This window comes from Agromyces sp. 3263 (assembly GCF_031456545.1).
Taxonomy (GTDB): Bacteria; Actinomycetota; Actinomycetes; order Actinomycetales; family Microbacteriaceae; genus Agromyces.
The window spans coordinates 2,785,093-2,805,070 of sequence record NZ_JAVDUV010000001.1 but is presented as its reverse complement, the minus strand read 5'-3'; the positions used below and the strand labels follow the sequence as shown (position 1 = coordinate 2,805,070).

At 71.0% G+C, this 19,978-nt stretch carries 21 protein-coding genes and 1 tRNA gene; 9 read left to right on the top strand and 13 right to left on the bottom strand.

From position 1 onward, the window contains the following. Positions 1-71: 71 nt before the first annotated feature. From J2X63_RS12820 to J2X63_RS12805, 4 genes are all read left to right on the top strand, one after another. Entirely contained in the window at positions 72-752 is a 681-nt protein-coding gene (locus J2X63_RS12820) for a helix-turn-helix domain-containing protein (protein ID WP_309977634.1), read from the top strand. Between the two features lie 40 nt (positions 753-792). Beyond that, positions 793-1,485, top strand: a complete 693-nt coding sequence (locus tag J2X63_RS12815) for a response regulator transcription factor (RefSeq protein WP_056734571.1) — start codon at positions 793-795, stop codon at positions 1,483-1,485. Between the two features lie 31 nt (positions 1,486-1,516). Then, a complete protein-coding gene (locus J2X63_RS12810; RefSeq protein ID WP_309977631.1) occupies positions 1,517-3,397 on the top strand; it encodes an ATP-binding protein in 1,881 nt (626 codons plus the stop codon). A 137-nt stretch (positions 3,398-3,534) separates the two neighbouring features. Next, on the top strand, positions 3,535-3,825 hold the full coding sequence (locus J2X63_RS12805; protein WP_309977629.1) for a WXG100 family type VII secretion target: 291 nt from the start codon (positions 3,535-3,537) through the stop codon (positions 3,823-3,825). A 125-nt stretch (positions 3,826-3,950) separates the two neighbouring features. On the opposite strand, the gene groL is transcribed toward J2X63_RS12805, so the two are convergent. The 5 genes from groL to J2X63_RS12780 all read right to left on the bottom strand — a co-directional run bounded on the left by groL (position 3,951) and on the right by J2X63_RS12780 (position 8,191). Then, positions 3,951-5,570, bottom strand: a complete 1,620-nt coding sequence (groL, locus tag J2X63_RS12800) for a chaperonin GroEL (protein WP_309977627.1) — start codon at positions 5,568-5,570, stop codon at positions 3,951-3,953. A 130-nt stretch (positions 5,571-5,700) separates the two neighbouring features. Beyond that, positions 5,701-6,756 (bottom strand): DUF3048 domain-containing protein, encoded by a 1,056-nt coding sequence (locus J2X63_RS12795; protein WP_309977625.1) that lies wholly within the window; start codon positions 6,754-6,756, stop codon positions 5,701-5,703. Positions 6,757-6,906: 150 nt separating this feature from the next. Next, positions 6,907-7,110, bottom strand: a complete 204-nt coding sequence (locus J2X63_RS12790) for a cold-shock protein (protein WP_309977623.1) — start codon at positions 7,108-7,110, stop codon at positions 6,907-6,909. A gap of 204 nt (positions 7,111-7,314) precedes the next feature. Then, positions 7,315-7,860, bottom strand: coding sequence for a LytR C-terminal domain-containing protein (locus J2X63_RS12785; RefSeq protein ID WP_309977621.1), 546 nt, complete (start codon positions 7,858-7,860; stop codon positions 7,315-7,317). A 31-nt stretch (positions 7,861-7,891) separates the two neighbouring features. Further along, positions 7,892-8,191, bottom strand: coding sequence for a DUF3263 domain-containing protein (locus tag J2X63_RS12780; RefSeq protein ID WP_309977619.1), 300 nt, complete (start codon positions 8,189-8,191; stop codon positions 7,892-7,894). Positions 8,192-8,388: 197 nt separating this feature from the next. Here J2X63_RS12780 and msrB point away from each other — a divergent pair, with 197 nt between their 5' ends. Beyond that, complete coding sequence (msrB, locus tag J2X63_RS12775) at positions 8,389-8,790, top strand: peptide-methionine (R)-S-oxide reductase MsrB (RefSeq protein WP_309977618.1); 402 nt, start codon at positions 8,389-8,391, stop codon at positions 8,788-8,790. 3 nt (positions 8,791-8,793) lie between these two features. Beyond that, positions 8,794-9,348: a nitroreductase family protein gene (locus J2X63_RS12770; protein ID WP_309977616.1), complete on the top strand. Its 555-nt coding sequence runs from the start codon at positions 8,794-8,796 to the stop codon at positions 9,346-9,348. Here the strand turns inward: J2X63_RS12770 and J2X63_RS12765 are convergent. The 3 genes from J2X63_RS12765 to J2X63_RS12755 all read right to left on the bottom strand — a co-directional run bounded on the left by J2X63_RS12765 (position 9,332) and on the right by J2X63_RS12755 (position 11,506). Continuing rightward, entirely contained in the window at positions 9,332-10,408 is a 1,077-nt protein-coding gene (locus J2X63_RS12765) for a DMT family transporter (RefSeq protein ID WP_309977613.1), read from the bottom strand. The genes J2X63_RS12770 and J2X63_RS12765 overlap by 17 nt on opposite strands. Position 10,409: 1 nt before the next feature. After that, positions 10,410-10,482 (bottom strand) — tRNA-Thr (locus tag J2X63_RS12760). A gap of 82 nt (positions 10,483-10,564) precedes the next feature. Further along, the gene (locus J2X63_RS12755) at positions 10,565-11,506 is read right to left on the bottom strand and encodes a thioredoxin domain-containing protein (protein WP_309977611.1); all 942 of its coding nucleotides are present in this window, start codon (positions 11,504-11,506) and stop codon (positions 10,565-10,567) included. Positions 11,507-11,777: 271 nt separating this feature from the next. Here J2X63_RS12755 and J2X63_RS12750 point away from each other — a divergent pair, with 271 nt between their 5' ends. Both J2X63_RS12750 and J2X63_RS12745 read left to right on the top strand, forming a co-directional pair. Then, positions 11,778-12,878, top strand: coding sequence for an ABC transporter ATP-binding protein (locus J2X63_RS12750; protein ID WP_159604979.1), 1,101 nt, complete (start codon positions 11,778-11,780; stop codon positions 12,876-12,878). Positions 12,879-13,014: 136 nt separating this feature from the next. Next, positions 13,015-14,328 (top strand): DUF4032 domain-containing protein, encoded by a 1,314-nt coding sequence (locus J2X63_RS12745; protein WP_309977608.1) that lies wholly within the window; start codon positions 13,015-13,017, stop codon positions 14,326-14,328. 46 nt (positions 14,329-14,374) lie between these two features. On the opposite strand, the gene J2X63_RS12740 is transcribed toward J2X63_RS12745, so the two are convergent. From J2X63_RS12740 to J2X63_RS12720, 5 genes are all read right to left on the bottom strand, one after another. Beyond that, positions 14,375-14,932, bottom strand: coding sequence for a pyridoxamine 5'-phosphate oxidase family protein (locus J2X63_RS12740; protein WP_309977605.1), 558 nt, complete (start codon positions 14,930-14,932; stop codon positions 14,375-14,377). A gap of 49 nt (positions 14,933-14,981) precedes the next feature. Next, positions 14,982-16,016, bottom strand: a complete 1,035-nt coding sequence (gene rlmB, locus J2X63_RS12735; protein ID WP_309977603.1) for a 23S rRNA (guanosine(2251)-2'-O)-methyltransferase RlmB — start codon at positions 16,014-16,016, stop codon at positions 14,982-14,984. Then, positions 16,013-17,443, bottom strand: a complete 1,431-nt coding sequence (gene cysS, locus J2X63_RS12730) for a cysteine--tRNA ligase (protein WP_309977601.1) — start codon at positions 17,441-17,443, stop codon at positions 16,013-16,015. The genes rlmB and cysS overlap by 4 nt, the downstream gene beginning before the upstream one ends. 64 nt (positions 17,444-17,507) lie before the next feature. Next, positions 17,508-18,758, bottom strand: a complete 1,251-nt coding sequence (ispD, locus tag J2X63_RS12725; RefSeq protein WP_309977599.1) for a 2-C-methyl-D-erythritol 4-phosphate cytidylyltransferase — start codon at positions 18,756-18,758, stop codon at positions 17,508-17,510. An 82-nt stretch (positions 18,759-18,840) separates the two neighbouring features. Further along, entirely contained in the window at positions 18,841-19,323 is a 483-nt protein-coding gene (locus tag J2X63_RS12720; RefSeq protein ID WP_159603022.1) for a CarD family transcriptional regulator, read from the bottom strand. A gap of 161 nt (positions 19,324-19,484) precedes the next feature. On the opposite strand from J2X63_RS12720, the gene J2X63_RS12715 reads away from it, so the two are divergent. Further along, positions 19,485-19,970, top strand: a complete 486-nt coding sequence (locus tag J2X63_RS12715) for a hypothetical protein (RefSeq protein WP_309977596.1) — start codon at positions 19,485-19,487, stop codon at positions 19,968-19,970. The last annotated feature ends 8 nt before the right edge of the window (positions 19,971-19,978 follow it).

Below are 19,978 nucleotides of genomic sequence, written 5' to 3'. Positions count from 1 at the left end.
GCTTTCCACCGACGCTAGGTCGACGGCATTCTTCTGTCAATGCTTCCTGTTTTTAGAGTAGGCTGCGGATCATGGCATCCCAAGGCGGCGGCTCCGACGACGACCGCTGGTCGGCGGCGGCGGTCCTGGCCGATCCGCTGCGGCGACGCGTCTACGCCGCCGTCGTCGAGCACGACGAGGCCGTCAGTCGAGACGTCGTCGCCCGCGAGCTCGACCTGCCTCGGTCCACCGCCGCGTTCCACCTCGAACGCCTGGCCGCAGCGGGCCTCCTCGCCGTGGAGTTCCGCCGCCTCAACGGCCGCTCCGGGCCGGGGGCGGGGCGGCCGTCGAAGCTCTACCGGCGCAGCGACCGGGAGTTCGCGCTCGACCTGCCCCGGCGCCTGTACGCCGTCGCCGGCGGCGTCATGGCCGACGCCATCCAGCAGGCGATGACGGGCGCCTCTCCGAAAGCCGCGCTGCACGACGCGGCCGATCGTGCCGGCCGTCGCCTCGCCCTCGGCGCACCGGCGCTCGACGTCGCCCTCGAGCGATCGGGGTTCGAACCCCGGCCCGACGGCGGGGACACCGTGCTCGGCACCTGCCCCTTCCACAAGCTCGCGGCGCAGCATCCCGAGGTCGTCTGCGACCTCAACCACGCCCTGGTCTGCGCCATGGCGCAGGAGGTCGGCGATGACGCCGGTCGGGTGCACCTCGACCCCGGCGCCGGCGGATGCTGCCTGCGGATCTCCGCGGCATCCGTAGCATCCAAGTGACTCACAGGCAGATCACAGCGAACGTCAAGAGAATGACCCCATGAGCGATGGACCACGCATTCTCATCGTCGATGACGAGCCCAATATCCGCGATCTCCTCACCACGAGCCTCCGGTTCGCCGGCTTTGCCGTGCGCGCCGTCGGCAACGGCGCGCAGACCATCTCGGCCGTGCTCGAGGAGGAGCCCGACCTGATCATCCTCGACGTCATGCTGCCCGACATGAACGGGTTCGGCGTCACCAAGCGACTCCGCTCGGCGGGCTACACCGCCCCCATCCTGTTCCTCACCGCGAAGGACGACACCGAGGACAAGATCACCGGCCTCACGGTCGGCGGCGACGACTACGTCACCAAGCCGTTCAGCCTCGACGAGATCGTGGCGCGCATCAAGGCGATCCTGCGGCGCACCATGCACGCCGAGGAGGACGCGGTCATCCGCACCGGCGAGTTGACCATGGACCAGGACACTCACGAGGTGCTCGTCGGCGACGTGCCCGTCGAACTCTCCCCCACCGAGTTCAAGCTGCTCCGCTACCTCATGCTGAACCCGAACCGCGTGCTCTCGAAGGCCCAGATCCTCGACCACGTGTGGGAGTACGACTTCAACGGGGACGCCGGCATCGTCGAGAGCTACATCTCCTACCTCCGCCGCAAGCTCGACCAGCACTCGAACGAGCCGCTGATCCAGACGAAGCGGGGATTCGGGTACATGCTGAAGTCCTCCAAGCCCTGACTCAGGCTTCGCCGCCTAGACTCGGGCAGCCATGCATCAGACGATCAACGAGCGGTGGAACCGCATCTCCCTGCGCACCAAGATCACGGGTGTGACGGTCCTGATGCTGACCCTCGGGCTGCTCGTCTCCGGCATCGGCACGGCCGCCATGCTCCGCTCCTACGTCGAGGAGCAGACGAAGGGCAAGCTCGCGGCCATCGCTTCGGGCGACCTCATGAAGTACTTCACCGACGAGGGCGGCGACGCCGATCCGGGCACCAACCTCGACGACCTCGCGTTCCGGCCCGCCGAAGACGTGTTCGTCGCCGTCTACGACGAGCAGACGGGCAAGTGGGCGCACAACTGGGGCGACCGCGACCGCGCCGAGCTGCCGCAGCTGCCCGCCATGCTGACGCCCGCGATGGTCAACGAGAAGAACGCCGGCGGCTACCAGGTGTTCCCGTTGCGGGACTCCGACGGCAACTCGACCTTCCGGGCCGTGGCCGCGCTCATGACGGCCGACCAGCACGGCACCTACGCGCCGATCATCATCGCCGTGTCGTCGAAGGCGACCGAGCAGCTGCTCGCCGTCTACCTCACCATCTTCCTGGGCTTCGGGCTCGGCGTCGTCCTCATCGGCGCCCTGCTGACCCGCATGCTCGTGACCTCGACGTTCACGCCGCTGCGCGAGGTGGAGCGCACGGCCGCCGCGATCGCCGACGGCGACTTCAGCCAGCGCCTCGGCGGGGCCACGCCCAACACCGAGGTCGGCCGGCTCAACCGCTCGCTCAACACGATGCTCAACCGCATCGACCGCGCGTTCCGGGACCGCGCACGCACCATCGAGCAGATGCGCCGCTTCGTCGGCGACGCCTCGCATGAGCTGCGCACGCCCCTCGTCTCGGTGCGCGGCTACGCGGAGCTCTACCGCATGGGCGCCCTGCAGAGCCCCGAAGAGGTCGCGCAGGCCATGGACCGCATCGAGAAGGAGGCCATCCGCATGGGCGGCCTGGTCGAGGACCTCCTGGCCCTGGCCCGGCTCGATGAGGCCAAGCCGCTCGAGCTCGCCGAGGTCGACCTGGTGCCGCTCGCGCGCGATGCCGCGCTCGACGCGATGGCGGCGAACCCCGCCCGCACGGTGACAGTGATCGCGCCCGAGGAGCTCGGCACCACGGATGCCGCGACTCCGGCGCCCGAGCTCGAGGTGGAGCTCGAGGCCGAGCGACCGGCGACCGGCGCCATCTCCTTCGCCGGCGCGACCCTCGCGCGGCTTCGGGGCCGTCGACCACGCGGCGAGGTGACGCACGCCGGAGCCCCGCGACGACCGGGTGGCCCGAAGTCCACCGGCTCGGCATCCGGCGGGTCGCGCCGGCAGTCGGCGCGATCTCGTGCTGCGGCGACGGATGCCGCGTCCGCAACGGTCGCGGAGACCGCCGCCATGGCGTCCGGCACGGGCCGGTCGACGGCTTCCGCCTCGCCCGCGGAGGCGACGAGTCGGTCCGCCCAGGGCGGCGCCGTGGTGACCGCACCGGTGCGGCGCGCGGTGGTGCTCGCCGAGGAGAACAAGATCCGGCAGGTCATCACGAACCTCATGGCGAACGCCATCCGGTTCACGTCCGACGACAGCCCGATCGACATCCGCGTGTCGATCGACGATCCCGCCGAACGCGCGATGATCGAGGTCATCGATCACGGCGAGGGCATCCCGCCGCAGATCCGCGAGAAGATCTTCCAGCGCTTCTGGCGCGCCGACACGTCGCGCACCCGCGAGACCGGCGGCTCGGGCCTCGGGCTCGCCATCGTCTCGTCCATCGTGGCCGCGCACAACGGCACGGTGGACGTGGTGGAGACGCCCGGCGGCGGCGCGACGTTCCGCGTCTCCCTCCCGCTCGCGGGCTCGGCCGCGGCTCCGCAGTCGGTCACCGCCGGCTGACGCCGCGCGGTTCCTCGACGACTCGTCCTCACCAGCCGAGGGCGATCGGATGCCTCGGCGTGCCCGTTCCCGCGCCGTCCGCCGGGCTCGGGCGGCCCCTACCGTGGTACGCACACCGACCGAGAGGACGCACTTCCATGACCACGTATCACGTCGACGCCGCACAGGTCTCCGCGGCGACGCAGACCGTCCAGGGCACCATCGGCCGCATCCAGGCGGAGGTGTCGTCGCTCCTCGGCCAGCTGACCGGGCTGCAGTCGTCGTGGTCGGGGCAGGCCGCCACGGCGTTCCAGGGCGCCGTCTCCGACTGGCGGGCCACGCAGCTGCAGGTCGAGCAGAGCCTCGCGCACCTCAACCAGGCGCTCGGCATGGCCGCCACGCAGTACGCCGACGCGGAGCAGGCCAACGCGAGGCTGTTCCTGCGCTGACCGCGACGGGCGGGGCGACGCGCGCAGGGGGCACCGCCGCACGGCTCCCGCGCACGACGAAGGGCGTCTCCCGGAGGAGACGCCCTTCGCGTTGATCGGGCCCGCGGGCCGTGGATCGATTCGGACTAGAAGTCCATGCCGCCCGTGGGGTCGCCGGCCGGAACCGGGTTCTTCTCGGGCTTCTCGGCGACGACGGCCTCCGTGGTGAGGAAGAGGCCGGCGATCGATGCGGCATTCTGCAGCGCCGAACGCGTCACCTTGGCGGGGTCGATGATGCCCTGCGCGAGCAGGTCGCCGTACTCGCCGGTCGCGGCGTTGAGGCCGTGGCCGTCGGGCAGCTCCGCGACGCGGTTCGCCACGACGCCGGGCTCGAGGCCCGCGTTGAGTGCGATCTGCTTGAGCGGCGCCTCGATGGCGACCTTGACGATGTTCGCGCCGGTCGCCTCGTCGCCCGTGAGCGAGAGCTTCGCGAACGCCTTCGCGCCGGCCTGGATGAGGGCCACGCCACCACCGGCGACGATGCCCTCCTCGACGGCGGCCTTCGCGTTGCGGACGGCGTCCTCGATGCGGTGCTTGCGCTCCTTGAGCTCGACCTCGGTGGCCGCGCCCGCCTTGATGACGGCGACGCCGCCGGCGAGCTTCGCGAGGCGCTCCTGGAGCTTCTCGCGGTCGTAGTCCGAGTCGGTGTTCTCGATCTCGGCACGGATCTGCGCCACGCGGCCGGCGATGGCCTCGGGGTCGCCCGCGCCCTCGACGATGGTCGTCTCGTCCTTGGTGATGACGACCTTGCGGGCCTGGCCGAGCAGATCGAGGGTGACGTTCTCGAGCTTGAGGCCGACCTCCTCGGAGATGACCTGGCCGCCGGTGAGGATCGCGATGTCCTGCAGCTGCGCCTTGCGACGGTCGCCGAAGCCGGGAGCCTTCACGGCGACCGACTTGAAGATGCCGCGGATCTTGTTCACGATCAGGGTCGCGAGCGCCTCGCCGTCGACGTCCTCAGCGATGATGAGGAGCTGCTTGCCGGTCTGGATGACCTTGTCGACGATGGGGAGCAGGTCCTTGATGTTCGAGACCTTGCTGTTGACGATGAGGATGTACGGGTCCTCGAAGACCGCCTCCTGGCGCTCGGGGTCCGTGACGAAGTACGCCGACAGGTAGCCCTTGTCGAAGCGCATGCCCTCGGTCAGCTCCAGCTCGGTGCCGAAGGTGTTCGACTCCTCGACGGTGACGACGCCCTCCTTGCCGACCTTGTCGATCGCCTCGGCGATGATCTCGCCGATCTGGGGGTCGGCGGCGGAGATCGACGCGGTCGCGGCGATCTCTTCCTTGGTCTCGATCTCCTTCGCAGCGGCGAGGAGCTCCTCGGAGACGGCCGCGACGGCCTTCTCGATGCCGCGCTTCAGCGAGATGGGGTCGGCGCCTGCGGCCACGTTGCGGAGGCCCTCGCGCACGAGCGCCTGGGCGAGCACGACCGAGGTCGTGGTGCCGTCGCCGGCGACGTCATCGGTCTTCTTGGCGACCTCCTTGACGAGCTCGGCGCCGATCTTCTCGTACGGGTCGTCGAGCTCGATCTCCTTGGCGATCGACACGCCGTCGTTCGTGATCGTGGGGGCGCCCCACTTCTTCTCGAGCACGACGTTGCGACCGCGCGGGCCGAGGGTCACCTTGACCGCGTCGGCGAGCTGGTTGAGTCCACGCTCGAGCCCGCGGCGGGCCTCCTCGTTGAAAGCAATGATCTTTGCCATGTGTGTCTCTCGTCCCTTCTCGGACGTCTCAAAGATTCGTTGGTTAGCACTCAAATCGAGTGAGTGCTAAGACGATTCTGGCACTCGACCGTCACGAGTGCAAGCGAGCACGGATGCCGCGCGCCGCGGCTCAGGGCACGAACGTCGCCGAGCCCTCGTCGGGCACGAGCTCGACCCACGTGTTGCCCGGCGCGAGCCGGATCCGGCTGCCGTCGTCGGCCGTGAGGACGATCGGCGCGGCCGCGGCATCCTTCGTCCACGTCCCGTGCACCGTCCTGCCGGCGACCGAGGCCCATGCCTCGCCCGAGCCCACCATGACCGTGCGCGGCACCTCGCCGTAGCTCCAGTCGATGCCGACCCGCAGGGTGACGACGTTGGTCGCGCGCACCCGGTCGCCCGATGCCTCGGAGTCGGGTGCCCCCTCCTGGGAACGGAGCCATGCGCCGGAGGTCGCGTCCCACTCCCACGACGGGAATCGCGCCTCCGAGAAGACGAGGTCGATGCGCGAGGTCGGCGTCGCGGCGAGTGCCGGTGCGGCGAGGGGATCCCTCGTCCCGTAGGAGAACTGCACGGGCGGCGGCGCGAGCGAGGCGTTGCGCGAGACCGCCTCGGCGGCGGCGAGGATGACGTCGTGCGGACTCGGGCGCTCATCGGCGCGCTCGAAGAGCCCGGTGTCGTCGAAGTCGAAGACGATGTTGACGAGGGGCGTCGCCATCATCATCTCGACGAACTGCTCCTGCCCGCCCGAGTACGACATGATACCGCCGAACGGCGAGGCGATGTCGGGGTCCATGGGGCGCACCGATCGCACCGGGCCGACGGACTCGGGCACGTCGGAATGCCAGACCACGAGGTACCGGGTGAGCCCGCCCTCGACGAGCTCCTCGAACGCGATGTCGCTCCGGTTGAGGGCGATCTGCGGACGCGCCTCCTCATGGTTGTCGATCTTGACGGCGATCGACGGATGCGGCGCCGCCGGCTCCTCGAGTCGCGTGCCCCGCAGCGGGCTGAACGCGACGGTGACCGGCGGTCCGCTGTCGCCGGCCGGTCGAGCGGTCGGCGAGGGCGTCGCCACCGGCACGAGGACCGGCGGGCCGCTGCATCCGGTGACGAGCAGGACGGAGACCGCGACCACGGTGAGCGCTGCACCACGGAACGCGGCGGCCGAGCGAGCGGGCCACGCCATGCGGTCATGCTACCGATGCGCCGCACGCGAGGAGCGCCCCGGCGCGCCCGGATCTCGTCCGGCGACGAGTCGCGCCGTCAGGCCACGCGCGTCGGGAGGACGACGAGGAACGCGCCGCCGGCGAGCCGGCGGCGCGTTCGAGCTCTCGGGCTAGGCGGGACGCACGCCCTCGGCCTGCGGCCCCTTGGACCCCGTGCCGACCTCGAAGACGACCTGCTGGCCCTCTTCGAGCACCTTGTAGCCGGACATGTCGATCGCGGAGTAGTGGACGAACACGTCCTGGCCCCCGTCGTCGACGGTGATGAATCCATAACCCTTTTCAGCGTTGAACCACTTCACGGTTCCGTTCGCCATGCGTTGCTCCCATGTTGCCGTTCGTCGATCAGCACGTGCCTGTCGCCTGTACCGGGGCCCTCGGAACGTGCCGGCATGGCACCGAGGCGGCGCCGGGCGTGACACGGGAGAGAGCGACCAATTCCAGATACTAACGACGTGGTTTCGCGGCACAAGGGGTTCGGCGCAAGAAAATGTCGCGGAATGGCAACGATTCGCTGCGGATCACCCGCCGGTGGCCGTCGCGTAGTCGGATCCGACCACGAGCACGAGCGGGGTGCCGATCTGGGCGAACTGCTCGGAGAGGCGCACGTCGGCCTCGGGGATCGCGGCGGCGACACCGCGAGCGGCGCCCTCGAGATCGGGGGTGGCGTAGTAGACGACCGTCTCGGTCAGGTCGTTCTCACTCGCGTTGGCGGTCGTGCCGACGGGGATGCCCGCGGCCGTCAACGTCTCGGCCGCCCGGGCGGCGAGGCCGGCGGTCGTCGTGCCGTTCAGCACCGTGACGGGGATGTCGGGAGCGACCGTCGGCGGCGCGGTCACCGCGGGGGTGGGTGTGGGCGTGGCCACGCCGGTGTCGCCGAAGTTCAGCCGGTCGTTGAAGAGCACGACGCCGCCGATGCCGACCGCGACAAGCACGACGGTGACGAGCGCGGCCCAGCCGAACGCCACCCAGCCGGCGCCGCGCCGCGCGGGCGCGCGGTGCGCTCCGACCCGCTCGATGCCGTGCGGAATGGAGTCGAAACGATCGCGGGGGAACTTCTGCGCCATGAGGTCCAGTCGTCGGGGTCGGGGGCCGCGCTCAGTCGAGCGCGCGGCCGATCGAGAGCGAGCGACGGGCTCGCATCGCTGCGCGCGCCTCACGCATCCGTTGCAGGCGCTTGACGAGCATCGGGTCGTGACGGAGCGCAGCGGGTGAATCGATGAGCTCTCCGAGGATCCGATAGTACCGGGCGGCGGAGATGCCGAACTCGTCGCGGATGGCCTGCGCCTTGAGGCCCGGCTGCTGCCACGCACGGCCCTCGAAGGCCAGCACGCGGATCGCCCGGTCGTCGAGCACGGCGTCGCCGTCGCCGCGGGAGGGCACGTGCTCAACGCCCATGGGTCCTCCCGTCGCTCCCGGCCGCTCGCCGTTGCAGCACATCCTAGGGAACCGCCGCCGTGCGCACGCCGAGCGACCGCGGCGTGTGCATCCCGGGCGCCCGGAACACGTGGCATCCGTCACGCGTTGCACCTCGTGCAGGAAGACCTGCGAGCATTGGTGCCTGCCATCATGGCACCCGACCGGAAGGAGCACGCGTGGAGTACCGCGTGAACAAGAGCGACGAGGAATGGCGCGCGGAGCTCGGCGAGGAGCGCTACTCCGTGCTGCGCGAGGCCGCGACGGAGCGCCCGTGGACGGGCGAGCTGCTCGACGAGGAGCGGGCGGGCGTGTATGCGTGCGCGGCCTGCGGAGCCGAGCTCTTCAAGAGCGGCACCAAGTTCGACTCCGGCTGCGGCTGGCCCAGCTTCTACGAGTCGGTGCGGCCCGAGGCCGTGCAGCTCATCGAGGACACCTCCCTCGGCATGGTGCGCACCGAGGTGCGCTGCGCCGCCTGCGGCTCGCACCTCGGTCACGTCTTCCCCGACGGATTCGGCACGCCGACCGGCGACCGTTACTGCATGAACTCGATCGCCCTCGACTTCACCGCGGAGTCCTGAAGGGTGGCGTCGGTGCTCGACGCGGCCCTCGCCCGGCGGTCGTCGCCGAAGGTGACGGATGCCGCGCCCGACGATGCGGCGCTCGTCGCGCTGCTCGACGCGGCGGGCCGAGTCGCCGACCACGCCGCGCTCCGGCCGTGGCGGGTCATCGCGTTGCGCGGACCCGCGCGTGAGCGGCTCGGTGCCGCGCTTGCCGCTGCGGCCGGCGCCGAGGGCGAGGCCGCGGCGAAGCTCGCGGGAAAGCCCCTGCGCGCGCCACTGCTCCTGGCGGTGGTCGCGGTGACGACGCCCGACCACCCGAAGGTGCCCGAGTGGGAGCAGGAGGCCTCCGCGGCCGGCGTCGCGCACCTCTTGAGCCTGCTGCTCGACGACGCGGGGTGGGGCGTGATGTGGCGCACCGGCCCGTTCACGCGGCATCCGCTCGTCGCCGCGATGCACGGCCTGGCGCCGAACGAGCGACTGCTCGGCTGGCTCTATGTCGGCGGCCGCACGGAGGCGCGCCGGCCCGAGGGTCGCACCGACCCCCTCGCCGCGGCGCGACTCACGACGCTCGACTAGCCCCTTCGGCGGGTGCCGCGTCGTGCATCGGCCCGGGCGGTGCCGCATGGCGCCGGCGCGTCCACCCGACGCTCGCGATCACCACGGCCACCAGCGCCAGCAGGGTTCCGCCGATCGTGGCGGCGTCGACCGGGCGTCCGGCCGCCGGCGCGAGCAGGTCGAGCGACAGCGCCGCCGCGAGCTGCCCGGCGACACCGCACAGCGCGAGCACGAGCACGCCCACGATGCGCACGAGCACCGCCTGGCCGGCGATGAAGATGCAGCCGATCGCGCCGCCCGCGTACAGCCACGGCTCGGTGGGCATCGACTCGGGCCAGCCGACGGATGCCGCGTGCACGAGCATCACGACGACGAGGGCCGCGGTGCCGACCGCGAAGTTCCCGACGGTCGCCGTCAGCGCGCTCTCGGCCGCGCTGCGCACCCGCCCGTTCACGGCCTGCTGCCAGGCGGCCCCCAGGCCGGCGGTGAACGGCAGCAGCATCAGCAGCACGGGCACGTCGCCGCCGAGCTGGGCCGAGACCGCCCAGCCGACGGCTGCGAGCGCCAGCACGGCGCCGACCACTCGGGTGACGGTGAGCGGACGCCGGCCGCCGGGGCCGAGCCCGAGCAGGTCGAAGACGATGCCGCCGAGGGTCTGGCCCGCCACGATCGCCACGGTGAAGAGGGCCACGCCGACGACCGCGACCGAGAGGCCCTGGGTCGTCACGAACCAGGCGCCGGCGATGCCGCCGAAGAGCATCCACCAGGCGATCCGGCGCTCGCGGAGCGCGACGACCACCCGGCCGATGCCGACACGGCCCGGCCGCCACGCCGCGAGTACGACGAGGAGGATCACGAGGCCGCTCCCGAACGAGATCGCCGCCGCCGTGAACGGGTCGTCGAGCGCGTGGGCGAGCTGTCCGTTGATGCGCGACTGGAGCGCCGTCAGCGCGCCGCACGCGAGCGCGAACACGATCGCGAGCCACATCGGCAACCGCGTCCGTTCGACGTGGGCATGCCGATGCGGGTGCTCGGACGGTGCGACGGGCGCCGCGGCATCCGTGCTGGGATTCTCGGTCAAGAGCCGGCTGCGGGACTCGAACCCGCAACCACCGCTTTACAAGAGCGGTGCGCTACCAATTGCGCCAAGCCGGCGAGAGGCGATGCCTCCCCGACATCCTACCGACGGCACGAAGGCCCGGCGCGGGCCGGGCCTTCGCGGTCGGACGGATGACGACTACTGCGCCGGGGTGGGCGTGGGCGTCGGCGTGGGGGTGGACTCAGAGTCGTTGAACGTCTGGCTCGTCGCCTGCAGCACGAACGCCTGGAACTCCTGCGGGTCGTCGAGCGAGCCGCCGTACTGCTGGCCGTTCACGAGCACCGTCGGGGTGCCGGTGACGGAGGGCAGCTCGGGGTTGGTGTTCGGGATCGGCTCGGTCAGGGCGCGGTTCGTCGAGTCCTGGACCCAGGCCTTGAACTGCACGTCGTCGATGCACTTCTCGATCGTCGACTGGTTGCTCACCCCGACCTCCTCGGCGAGCGACTTGAGCTCGTCGTCGGTGAGGCCGGTGGAGCCCTCCTCGGGCTGGTTCTCGAAGAGGATCGCGTTGTAGTCGAAGAACGAGTCGGGCGACGACTCGGCGACGCACGCCGCCGCGTTGGCGGCACGCAGCGAGTACTGCGTTCCTGCCGACTTGTTCGTGAGGATCGCGATCGGGTGCACCTCGAGGGTGGCGGCGCCCGACTCGACCATGGTGCGCATCGACTCCGAGTTCGTGGCCTCGAACTGGCCGCAGAAGGGGCACAGGTAGTCGACGTAGATGACGATGTTGGCGACCTCGCCGCTGTCGTCGGGCACGGTCGGCGTGGGCGTCTCGCCCGCCGCGAGCGCCGGGGTCGAGACGGCGACGATGCCGCCGTCGTCACCGGCGGTCAGCAGGATGCCGTCGCTCGCCATGTTCTGCGGACCGGGTCCCTCGGGCTTCACGCTCTGGAAGATGAGGGTGCCGACGAGCGCGGCGATGGCGACGACCGCCACGATGATGCCGCCCTGGATCAGGATCTTGTTGCGGCGCTCCCGCTTCTTCTGCTCCTCGCGGAGAAGCCTGGCCTTCTCTCGGGCCGCCTCTCTGCGTTCATTTCGGGATGGGCGTGGCTGATTCGATCCGCCGTAGGTCATCGATGGTCACTCCGGTCGCTGTGGGTGCGCGCGCGTATGCATGCGAACGCACCCACGATAGTAGGAAGCATGTCTGGGAATCACCCAAGCGGATGCCGGATGCGTGCCGTTCCCGGCATGGGAATCACCCGAGCGCCGAGCGCAAGGCGTCGGGGCCCGATTCGGCCGCACCCCGCGCGCATGCGATACTGATGAGGCGTCGACGTCGACGCGCTTCCATTCACTACGGATCGTCCGGCACGTACCTGCCGGTGAAGGAGACAGAAGAACCATGGCATCAGTCACGTTCGACAAGGCCACCCGGCTCTACCCCGGTGGCACCCGCCCGGCGGTCGACAAGCTCGACCTGGACGTCGCAGACGGCGAGTTCCTCGTCCTCGTCGGCCCTTCCGGTTGCGGCAAGTCCACGTCGCTCCGCATGCTCGCCGGCCTCGAAGAGGTCAACGAGGGCAACATCTTCATCGGCGACCGCAACGTCACCGACGTGCCGCCGAAGGACCGCGACATCGCGATGGTCTTCCAGAACTACGCGCTCTACCCCCACATGACCGTCGCCGAGAACATGGGCTTCGCGCTCAAGATCGCCGGCGTCGGCAAGGACGAGCGCGCCGCTCGCGTCCTCGAGGCCGCGAAGCTGCTCGACCTCGAGCCCTACCTGGCTCGCAAGCCGAAGGCGCTCTCGGGCGGCCAGCGTCAGCGCGTCGCCATGGGCCGCGCGATCGTGCGCCAGCCGCAGGTGTTCCTCATGGACGAGCCGCTGTCGAACCTCGACGCCAAGCTCCGCGTGCAGACCCGCACCCAGATCGCCTCGCTGCAGCGCCGTCTCGGCGTCACCACGGTCTACGTCACCCACGACCAGACCGAGGCCCTGACCATGGGCGACCGCATCGCGGTCCTGAAGGACGGCATCCTGCAGCAGGTCGGCACTCCGCGCGACCTGTACGAGGCGCCGAACAACGTGTTCGTGGCCGGCTTCATCGGCTCGCCTGCGATGAACCTGTTCCACGCCGACCTCGTCGAGGGCGGGATCATGTTCGGCACCGCCAACGTGCCGGTCGAGCGTGAGGCGCTCGCCGACGCGAGCAGCAAGGTCGCCACGATCGGCGTGCGCCCCGAGGACATCGTCGTCTCGCCGAACGAGGGCGAGGGCCTCGCGGTCGACGTCGACCTCGTCGAGGAGCTCGGCGCCGACGGCTACCTCTACGGGCACTCGACGGTCGAGGGCAAGCGCACCGACATCGTCGCGCGCGTCGACGGCCGCGTGCACCCGAACGCCGGCGACCGCGTGTACCTCACCGCCACGCCGGGCCACGTGCACATCTTCGACTCCGAGTCGGGCCTCCGCCTCAGCAAGAAGCCGATCGTCGCCTGACGTTCCACGCAGCACCGGGATGCCGGTCGGGCTTCGGCCCGGCCGGCATCGCCGTGTCCCCGGCCGGCCTCGCCGTGGCCGCGGCCGGCGTCACCCCGTCTGCGGCCGCCACCACCGACGACTACGCTGAACCACGATGAGCGGCTCACTTTCGATCACCTCGGCCATGGCCGATCCGGCACTGCTCGACCTCCCCTGGGACCTCCCGCTGGAGTCCTGGCCGAGCGACACCATCGCCGCGCTGCCGAAGGGCATCTCACGCCACCTCGTGCGGTTCGCCCACCTGGGCGGCCATGTCGTGGCGATCAAGGAGACCACGGCCGACATGGCCAAGGGCGAGTACGAGATGCTGCGACTGCTGCAGCGTACCGAGATCCCCTGCGTCGAGCCCGTCGCGGTCATCACGAACCGAACGGATGCCGAGGGCGAGCCCCTGAAGCCGGTGCTCGTCACCCGGCATCTCCGGTTCTCCCTCCCCTACCGCGCGCTCTTCTCCCAGACGCTCCGGCCCGACACCGCGACCCGGCTCATCGACGCCCTCGCGGTGCTGCTCGTGCGACTGCACATCGTCGGGTTCTTCTGGGGCGACGTGTCGCTGTCGAACACCCTGTTCCGGCGGGATGCGGGCGCCTTCGCGGCCTACCTCGTCGACGCCGAGACCGGCAAGCTCTACGAGGGCGGCCTGTCGAACGGCCAGCGCGAGAACGACCTCGAGATCGCCCGGGTGAACATCGCCGGCGAGCTCCTCGACCTCGAAGCGGGTGGCCGCGTCGCCGACGAGCTCGACCCGGTGCGCATCTCCAACGGCATCGTCGAGGCGTACCGCAGCCTGTGGAAGGAGCTCACGGGCTCCGAGTCGTTCTCGACCGCCGAACGCTGGCGCATCAACGAACGCGTGAACCGCCTGAACGACCTCGGCTTCGACATCGAGGAGCTCGCGATCCGCACGGACGACACGGGCACGACGCTGCGGATCCAGCCGAAGGTCGTCGACGCGGGGCACCACCAGCGTCGGCTGCTCCGCCTGACCGGGCTCGATGCCGGCGAGAACCAGGCACGTCGCCTGCTCAACGACCTCGACTCCTATCGCGCCGCCTACGGCAAGGCCGACCTCGATGAGGAGATGGTCGCCCACGAGTGGCTGATGCGCGTGTTCGAGCCCGTCGTGCGCGCGATCCCCCTCGACCTGCGGGGCAAGCTCGAGCCGGCCGAGATCTTCCACCAGCTCCTCGAGCACCGCTGGTTCATGGCGCAGCAGGCGGGGCACGACATCCCGCTCGCCGAGGCGGTCACGTCCTACGTCAACCAGGTGCTCCGCCACCGTCGTGACGAGGCGACCGTGCTGGGGCCGCCCACGGGTTCGACCTCGACGATCGAGGTCGTTCCCGAGACGTCGGCCATCGCGGTGGTCGACCCCGACGACGAGAACGACTGGCGCCTCAAGGTCTGAGGCCGGCCCGGCCCGCGCCGGAGCCCGGCCGGCGCCTGAGCCCGGCTCAGAGTGCGACGCTGCGGTTCTCCCCGATGTCGGGCGTCTTGCGCGTGAAGATCGCCGCGGCCGCCTTCACGAGCGAGAACACGCCCGGCTCCGTCTTCGCCCAGTACTCGGCCCCGTCGCCGGTCACCTCGAGCACCGCGATCGTCGGGTCCTCGCGGCCCTGCTCGAACCACGCCTGGGCGGCCGGGTTCCACAGCTCGTCGATGAGGGCGTCGTCGCGCACCACGCGCGCGTGGCCCGCGACCGACAGGTAGCCGTTCTTCGAGGCGAACGACACGTTCACGACGGGATCCGCGATGATCTCGCGGGTCTTCTCGCTCGGATCCTGTACGAGGAACCGGATGACGCCGTCGAAGTCGTCCTGCAGCACCGCGAGGGGGCGCGCGTGCAGCGTTCCGTCGGCTCCTCGGCTGGTGAGCAGCGCCGTGTCGGCGCCGGTCACGAGCTTCGCGATGCGTTCGCGCTCCTCGGCGGGATCGGGCGGCGTCTCGGCAGTGCCTGGCGCGTCGGTCGGCCGCGTGTCGTCGTCTCGGTGCTCGTCGATGTTCTGCGTCATGTCCCTGACGCTACGTGTCGGCGTGATGGCGAGCGAGGCCTTGACAGCGTCAGACGGGCGACTCGGCCCGCAGCTTCGAGATCTCGTAGAGGGTGACGGATGCCGCGATGCCGGCGTTCAGCGATTCGGTCGACGACTCGATGGGGATCGACACGATGGCATCGCAGGTCTCGGCCACGAGCCGTGAGAGGCCCTTGCCCTCGCTGCCGACCACCACCACGATCGGGCGCTCGGCCCACGAGAGGCCGGGAAGCGACACGTCGCCGTCGCCGTCGAGTCCGAGCACGAACACGCCGCGCTCCTTCAGCGCCTTGAGCGTCTGCGTGAGGTTCGCCGCCATCGCGACGGGCACGCGAGCGGCTGCGCCGGCCGAGGTCTTCCATGCGGCGGAGTTCACGCCGACCGAGCGACGCTGCGGCACGATGACGCCCTGGCCGCCGAACGCGCCCGTGGAGCGGAGGATCGCGCCGAGATTGCGGGGGTCGGTGATGCCGTCGAGCGCGACGAAGAGGGGGGTCTCGTCGCGGGCGAGCACCTCGTCGAGCAGCTCGATCGGGTGCGCGTACTCGTAGGGCGGCACCTTGAGCGCGAGGCCCTGGTGCACGCCGCCCTCGCCGGCGAGGCGGTCGAGCTCGGGCCGCATGACCTCGAGCATGGGGATGCCGCGGTTAGTGGCGATCTTCATCGCCTCCTTCACCCGGTCGTCCATCTCGACGCGCGCGGCGACGTAGAGGGTCGTGGCGGGGATGCGGGCCCGCAGCGCCTCGACGACGGAGTTGCGGCCGGTCACGATCTCGGACTCGTCGCCCGATTTCGACCGTCGTGCTGCGCCGGATGCCCCGCGAGGCGCGCCGGCTCGCTGGCCCTGGCCGGCCACCTTCCCGGGAGCCTTCCCCTTGCCGCCCGCCGCGCGATACCGCTCCTCGGCGGCCTTGCGCTTGCCGGCGGGGTGCCAGGCACGGTCCTCCGCCTTGGGCGTGGGACCCTTGCCCTCGAGCGCCTGCCGGCCCTGCCCGCCGGACCCGACCTGCTTGCCCTTGCTCTTGCGCACGGCTCCGGCGCGCGGCTTGCTGCTGCCCTTCATGATCCCAAGCTCCAATGCGTGCCGGTCTGGCTGTCTTCGATGGTGATGCCCGCGGCCGAGAGCTCGGCGCGGATGAGGTCGGCCGCGGCGAAGTCCTTGGCCGCGCGAGCGGCCTGTCGGTCTTCGATGAGGCGGGTGACGAGGGCGTCGAGCGCGGATGCCGCGGGCGCGGCATCCGGAGCCCAATGGGTGTCGCGCGGGTCGATGCCGAGCACCTCGACCATCGCGACGACCTGGCCGTGCAGGGAGGCGGCGTCGTGCAACTCCTCGGCGTCGAGCGCCTGGTTGCCGGCCCGCACGGTCTCATGGAGCACGGCGAGCGCCTGCGGCACGCTGAGGTCGTCGTCCATCGCCTCGGCGAACGCGTCGGGGATGAGCGGGCTGCCCACCCCGGCGAACCGGGTGCCGGCGAGGCGGCGCTCGACGCGCACCAGGAACGCCCGGATGCGGTCGACGGCCGCCTCGGCCTCGGCCAGGGAGGTGGGCGCGTAGTCGAGCGTGGAGCGGTAGTGCGCGGCGCCGAGCAGGTAGCGCACGGCGAGCGGCGACGCGAGCTCGAGGAGCTCGCCGGCGTAGACGGAGTTGCCGAGCGACTTCGACATCTTCTGGCCGCCGATGTTCACGAGCCCGTTGTGCACCCAGTACCGCGCGTACGCGTCGCCCGCCGCCGTCGACTGCGCGAGCTCGTTCTCGTGGTGCGGGAAGCGCAGGTCGAGGCCGCCGCCGTGGATGTCGAACTCGGTGCCGAGGTAGCGCGTGGCCATGGCGGAGCACTCGATGTGCCAGCCCGGCCGCCCCGGGCCCCACGGCGACTCCCACGACGCCGACTCGGGCTCGGCCGGCTTACGGCCCTTCCAGAGCGCGAAGTCGCGGGGATCCCGCTTGCCGCGCGGGTCGGCGTCGGCCGCTGCCTCCATGTTGTCGCGGGCCTGCCGGGTGAGCTCGCCGTAGGATGGCCAGCTCGCGGTGTCGAAGTAGACGTCGCCCGAGCCGTCGGGTGCCGCGTAGGCGTGTCCGCGCTCGATCAGGCGGGCGATGAGCTGCTGCATCTGCTGCACGCTCGCCGTCGCCCGGGGCTCGTAGGTCGGGGCGAGGATGCCGAGCGAGGCGTACGCGGCGGTGAACTCGAGCTCGACGCGGTAGGCGAGCGCCCACCACTCCTCGCCGACGCCGTCGGCGCGCTCCTCGTCGGAGGCGGCGAGGATCTTGTCGTCGATGTCGGTGACGTTGCGGACGAACACGACGTCGTACCCGCGGTACCCGAGCCACCGCCGCATGAGGTCGTAGGCGAGGGCGCTGCGCAGGTGCCCGATGTGCGGGCTCGACTGCACCGTCGGCCCGCAGACGTACATGCCGACGCGCCCCTCGCGGAGGGGCACGAAGTCACGCAGGGCCTGGGCCTTCGAGTCGTAGAATCGCACGGTCACCCGCCAAGCCTACCGGCGAGCCCCCGCCGACGACGTCGGGGACGCCACGTGCCGGAGCGCGGCCTCAGGCGGGAACGATGAGGGCGGTCGCGATCGCCGCGATGCCCTCGCCCCGGCCGGTGAAGCCGAGCCCGTCGGTGGTCGTGGCCGACAGGCTCACCGGCGCACCGAGGATGCCCGAGAGCATCGCCTCGGCCTCGGCCCTGCGGGGTGCGAGCTTGGGGCGGTTGCCGATGACCTGCACCGACACGTTGCCGACGGCGAACCCGGCGCCGCGGAGCAGCCGCACGACCTCGGCGAGAAAGACCTCGCCGTGCGCGCCGTCGAATCGCGGGTCGCTCGTCCCGAAGACGGTGCCCACGTCGCCGAGGCCGGCCGCCGCGAGCAGTGCGTCGCAGATGGCGTGGCTGGCCGCGTCGCCGTCGCTGTGCCCGGCGAGCCCGCGCTCCCCGGGCCAGGCGAGGCCGGCAAGCCACATGGGCGTGGTCGGGTCGTCGGCGAAGGCGTGCACGTCGACGCCCGTGCCGGTGCGCACGACCGGTGGACGCGCCGCGTCGACGGAGGCGGCGGGCTGGGCGGCCTCCCGCGCCGGCGTCGCCGACCCCGCCCGTGAACGACCGGCAGCCCGCTCGGCGACGATCGACTCGGCACGACGGAGGTCGGCGGGCAGGGTCACCTTGAACGAGCGGGCGTCGCCCGGCACCACGTCGACGGCGATGCCGGCGGATGCCGCGAGCGCCGCGTCATCTGTGTACTCCTCGGTGGCCCGGGCGTACGCGGCCTGCAGCGCGGAGCGCGGGAACCCCTGCGGGGTCTGCACGGCGGCGAGCTCGGATCGGTCGACCGTCTCCACCACCCGGCCGTGCGGCCCGACGCGCTTGATGGTGTCGACCACGTCGAGGCCGGGAACCACCCCGTGACCGCGGGCGCGAACCGCCGCGACGACCTCGTCGAAGACGATGGACGGGGTGAGCGGGCGGGCGGCATCGTGCACGAGCACGGTGTCGACGACGTGCGGCACGAGCGCCAGCCCTGCGGCGACCGAGGCCTGGCGTGTGGCCCCGCCGGCGACCACGTCGAGCGGGGCGGATGCCGCGGCGGCGGCCCCGGCGAAGCGCTCTCGCGTCTCGCCGACGCGGTCGGCGGGCGCCACGATGACGACGTGCGGCGTCTCCCGCATGCCGAGCACGGCATCGAGGGCGACGCCCAGCATCGTGTCGTCGCCGAGGGGCACGAACGCCTTGGGCTCCGAGTGCCCCAGGCGGGTGCCGCTGCCCGCGGCGACGACGATAACGGCGACCCTTGACGCGCTCATGGCACGAGCGTAGCGCGCGTCACCGGGCCACGAGCGCGCGAACGCCGCCGGCCTGGGGCCGACGGCGTCGCGGGGTTCGAGCCTAGGAGGCGAGGACCTCGTCGAGCACGGTCGACGCCTGCTCCTCGTCGGTCTTCTCGGCGAGCGCGAGCTCGGAGATGAGGATCTGGCGAGCCTTGGCCAGCATCCGCTTCTCACCAGCGGACAGGCCGCGGTCCTGGTCACGACGCCACAGGTCGCGTACGACCTCGGAGACCTTGATCACGTCGCCCGAGGCGAGCTTCTCGAGGTTCGCCTTGTAGCGGCGCGACCAGTTGGTCGGCTCTTCGGTGAAGGGTGCGCGCAGCACCTCGAAGACCCGGTCGAGGCCTTCCTTGCCGATGACGTCACGAACGCCGACGAGGTCGACGTTCTCGGCGGGAACCTCGATGACGAGGTCACCCTGCGTGACGTTCAGCTTGAGGTAGAGCTTCTCTTCACCCTTGATGATCCGTTTCTTCACCTCGGTGATCGTTGCGGCTCCGTGGTGGGGGTAAACGACGGTTTCGCCAACCTCAAAAAGCATGAATGAATGTCCTTTCGGCAACTATCAGGATATCACATTCCGGATCGTGCTAAGGTTCGCCACCCCTCCCCGGACGGGCTCCCGCCGTAGGCTACACTCGGATCGATTCCCTTCGCGCGGGCTCGCATCCGTTCGCGCGCACGCTCGCACTTGGAGGTTCTGTGAAGGCGCGTCTCGCGGCATCCGCTGCTCTGGCCCTCGGTCTCGCACTGGGCGCGAGCGGCTGCTCGATGCTCACCTACCAGGCGACGACCGAGAAGTACGACGCGAGCGACGGCGTCTCGGTCGATGTGGGCGACCTCGACCTGCGCAACGTGCTCGTGGTCAGCGAAGACGGGGAGGACGGCATCCTCGTGATGACCGTCGTGAACAACGGCGACGACGACGTCGAGCTCGGTGTGCAGTTCGGCGAGGGCGGGGGCGACACCCAGACCGTCGAGATCGAGGCCGGCGGCACCGCGGCATTCGGCGTCGACGAGGTCGAGGGCATCGACGTGCTCGACCCGATCGTGCTCGAGGGCATCGACACGATGCCCGGCGCGCTCCTCCCCATGTACTTCCAGTACGGCGACAACGAGGGCATCCAGAAGCAGGTGCCCGTCCTCGACGCCCGCCTGGCCGAGTACAACCACCTCTCCTCCAAGTAGGTCTCCGA

What these genes read in the sequence shown, in the direction of transcription:
- J2X63_RS12820 (WP_309977634.1), top strand. Translation starts at nt 72, where the DNA reads ATGGCATCCCAAGGCGGCGGCTCCGACGACGACCGCTGGTCGGCGGCG.
- J2X63_RS12815 (WP_056734571.1), top strand. Translation starts at nt 793, where the DNA reads ATGAGCGATGGACCACGCATTCTCATCGTCGATGACGAGCCCAATATC.
- J2X63_RS12810 (WP_309977631.1), top strand. Translation starts at nt 1,517, where the DNA reads ATGCATCAGACGATCAACGAGCGGTGGAACCGCATCTCCCTGCGCACC.
- J2X63_RS12805 (WP_309977629.1), top strand. Translation starts at nt 3,535, where the DNA reads ATGACCACGTATCACGTCGACGCCGCACAGGTCTCCGCGGCGACGCAG.
- groL (WP_309977627.1), bottom strand. Translation starts at nt 5,570, where the DNA reads ATGGCAAAGATCATTGCTTTCAACGAGGAGGCCCGCCGCGGGCTCGAG.
- J2X63_RS12795 (WP_309977625.1), bottom strand. Translation starts at nt 6,756, where the DNA reads ATGGCGTGGCCCGCTCGCTCGGCCGCCGCGTTCCGTGGTGCAGCGCTC.
- J2X63_RS12790 (WP_309977623.1), bottom strand. Translation starts at nt 7,110, where the DNA reads ATGGCGAACGGAACCGTGAAGTGGTTCAACGCTGAAAAGGGTTATGGA.
- J2X63_RS12785 (WP_309977621.1), bottom strand. Translation starts at nt 7,860, where the DNA reads ATGGCGCAGAAGTTCCCCCGCGATCGTTTCGACTCCATTCCGCACGGC.
- J2X63_RS12780 (WP_309977619.1), bottom strand. Translation starts at nt 8,191, where the DNA reads ATGGGCGTTGAGCACGTGCCCTCCCGCGGCGACGGCGACGCCGTGCTC.
- J2X63_RS12755 (WP_309977611.1), bottom strand. Translation starts at nt 11,506, where the DNA reads ATGACCTACGGCGGATCGAATCAGCCACGCCCATCCCGAAATGAACGC.
- J2X63_RS12750 (WP_159604979.1), top strand. Translation starts at nt 11,778, where the DNA reads ATGGCATCAGTCACGTTCGACAAGGCCACCCGGCTCTACCCCGGTGGC.
- J2X63_RS12745 (WP_309977608.1), top strand. Translation starts at nt 13,015, where the DNA reads ATGAGCGGCTCACTTTCGATCACCTCGGCCATGGCCGATCCGGCACTG.
- J2X63_RS12740 (WP_309977605.1), bottom strand. Translation starts at nt 14,932, where the DNA reads ATGACGCAGAACATCGACGAGCACCGAGACGACGACACGCGGCCGACC.
- rlmB (WP_309977603.1), bottom strand. Translation starts at nt 16,016, where the DNA reads ATGAAGGGCAGCAGCAAGCCGCGCGCCGGAGCCGTGCGCAAGAGCAAG.
- ispD (WP_309977599.1), bottom strand. Translation starts at nt 18,758, where the DNA reads ATGAGCGCGTCAAGGGTCGCCGTTATCGTCGTCGCCGCGGGCAGCGGC.
- J2X63_RS12720 (WP_159603022.1), bottom strand. Translation starts at nt 19,323, where the DNA reads ATGCTTTTTGAGGTTGGCGAAACCGTCGTTTACCCCCACCACGGAGCC.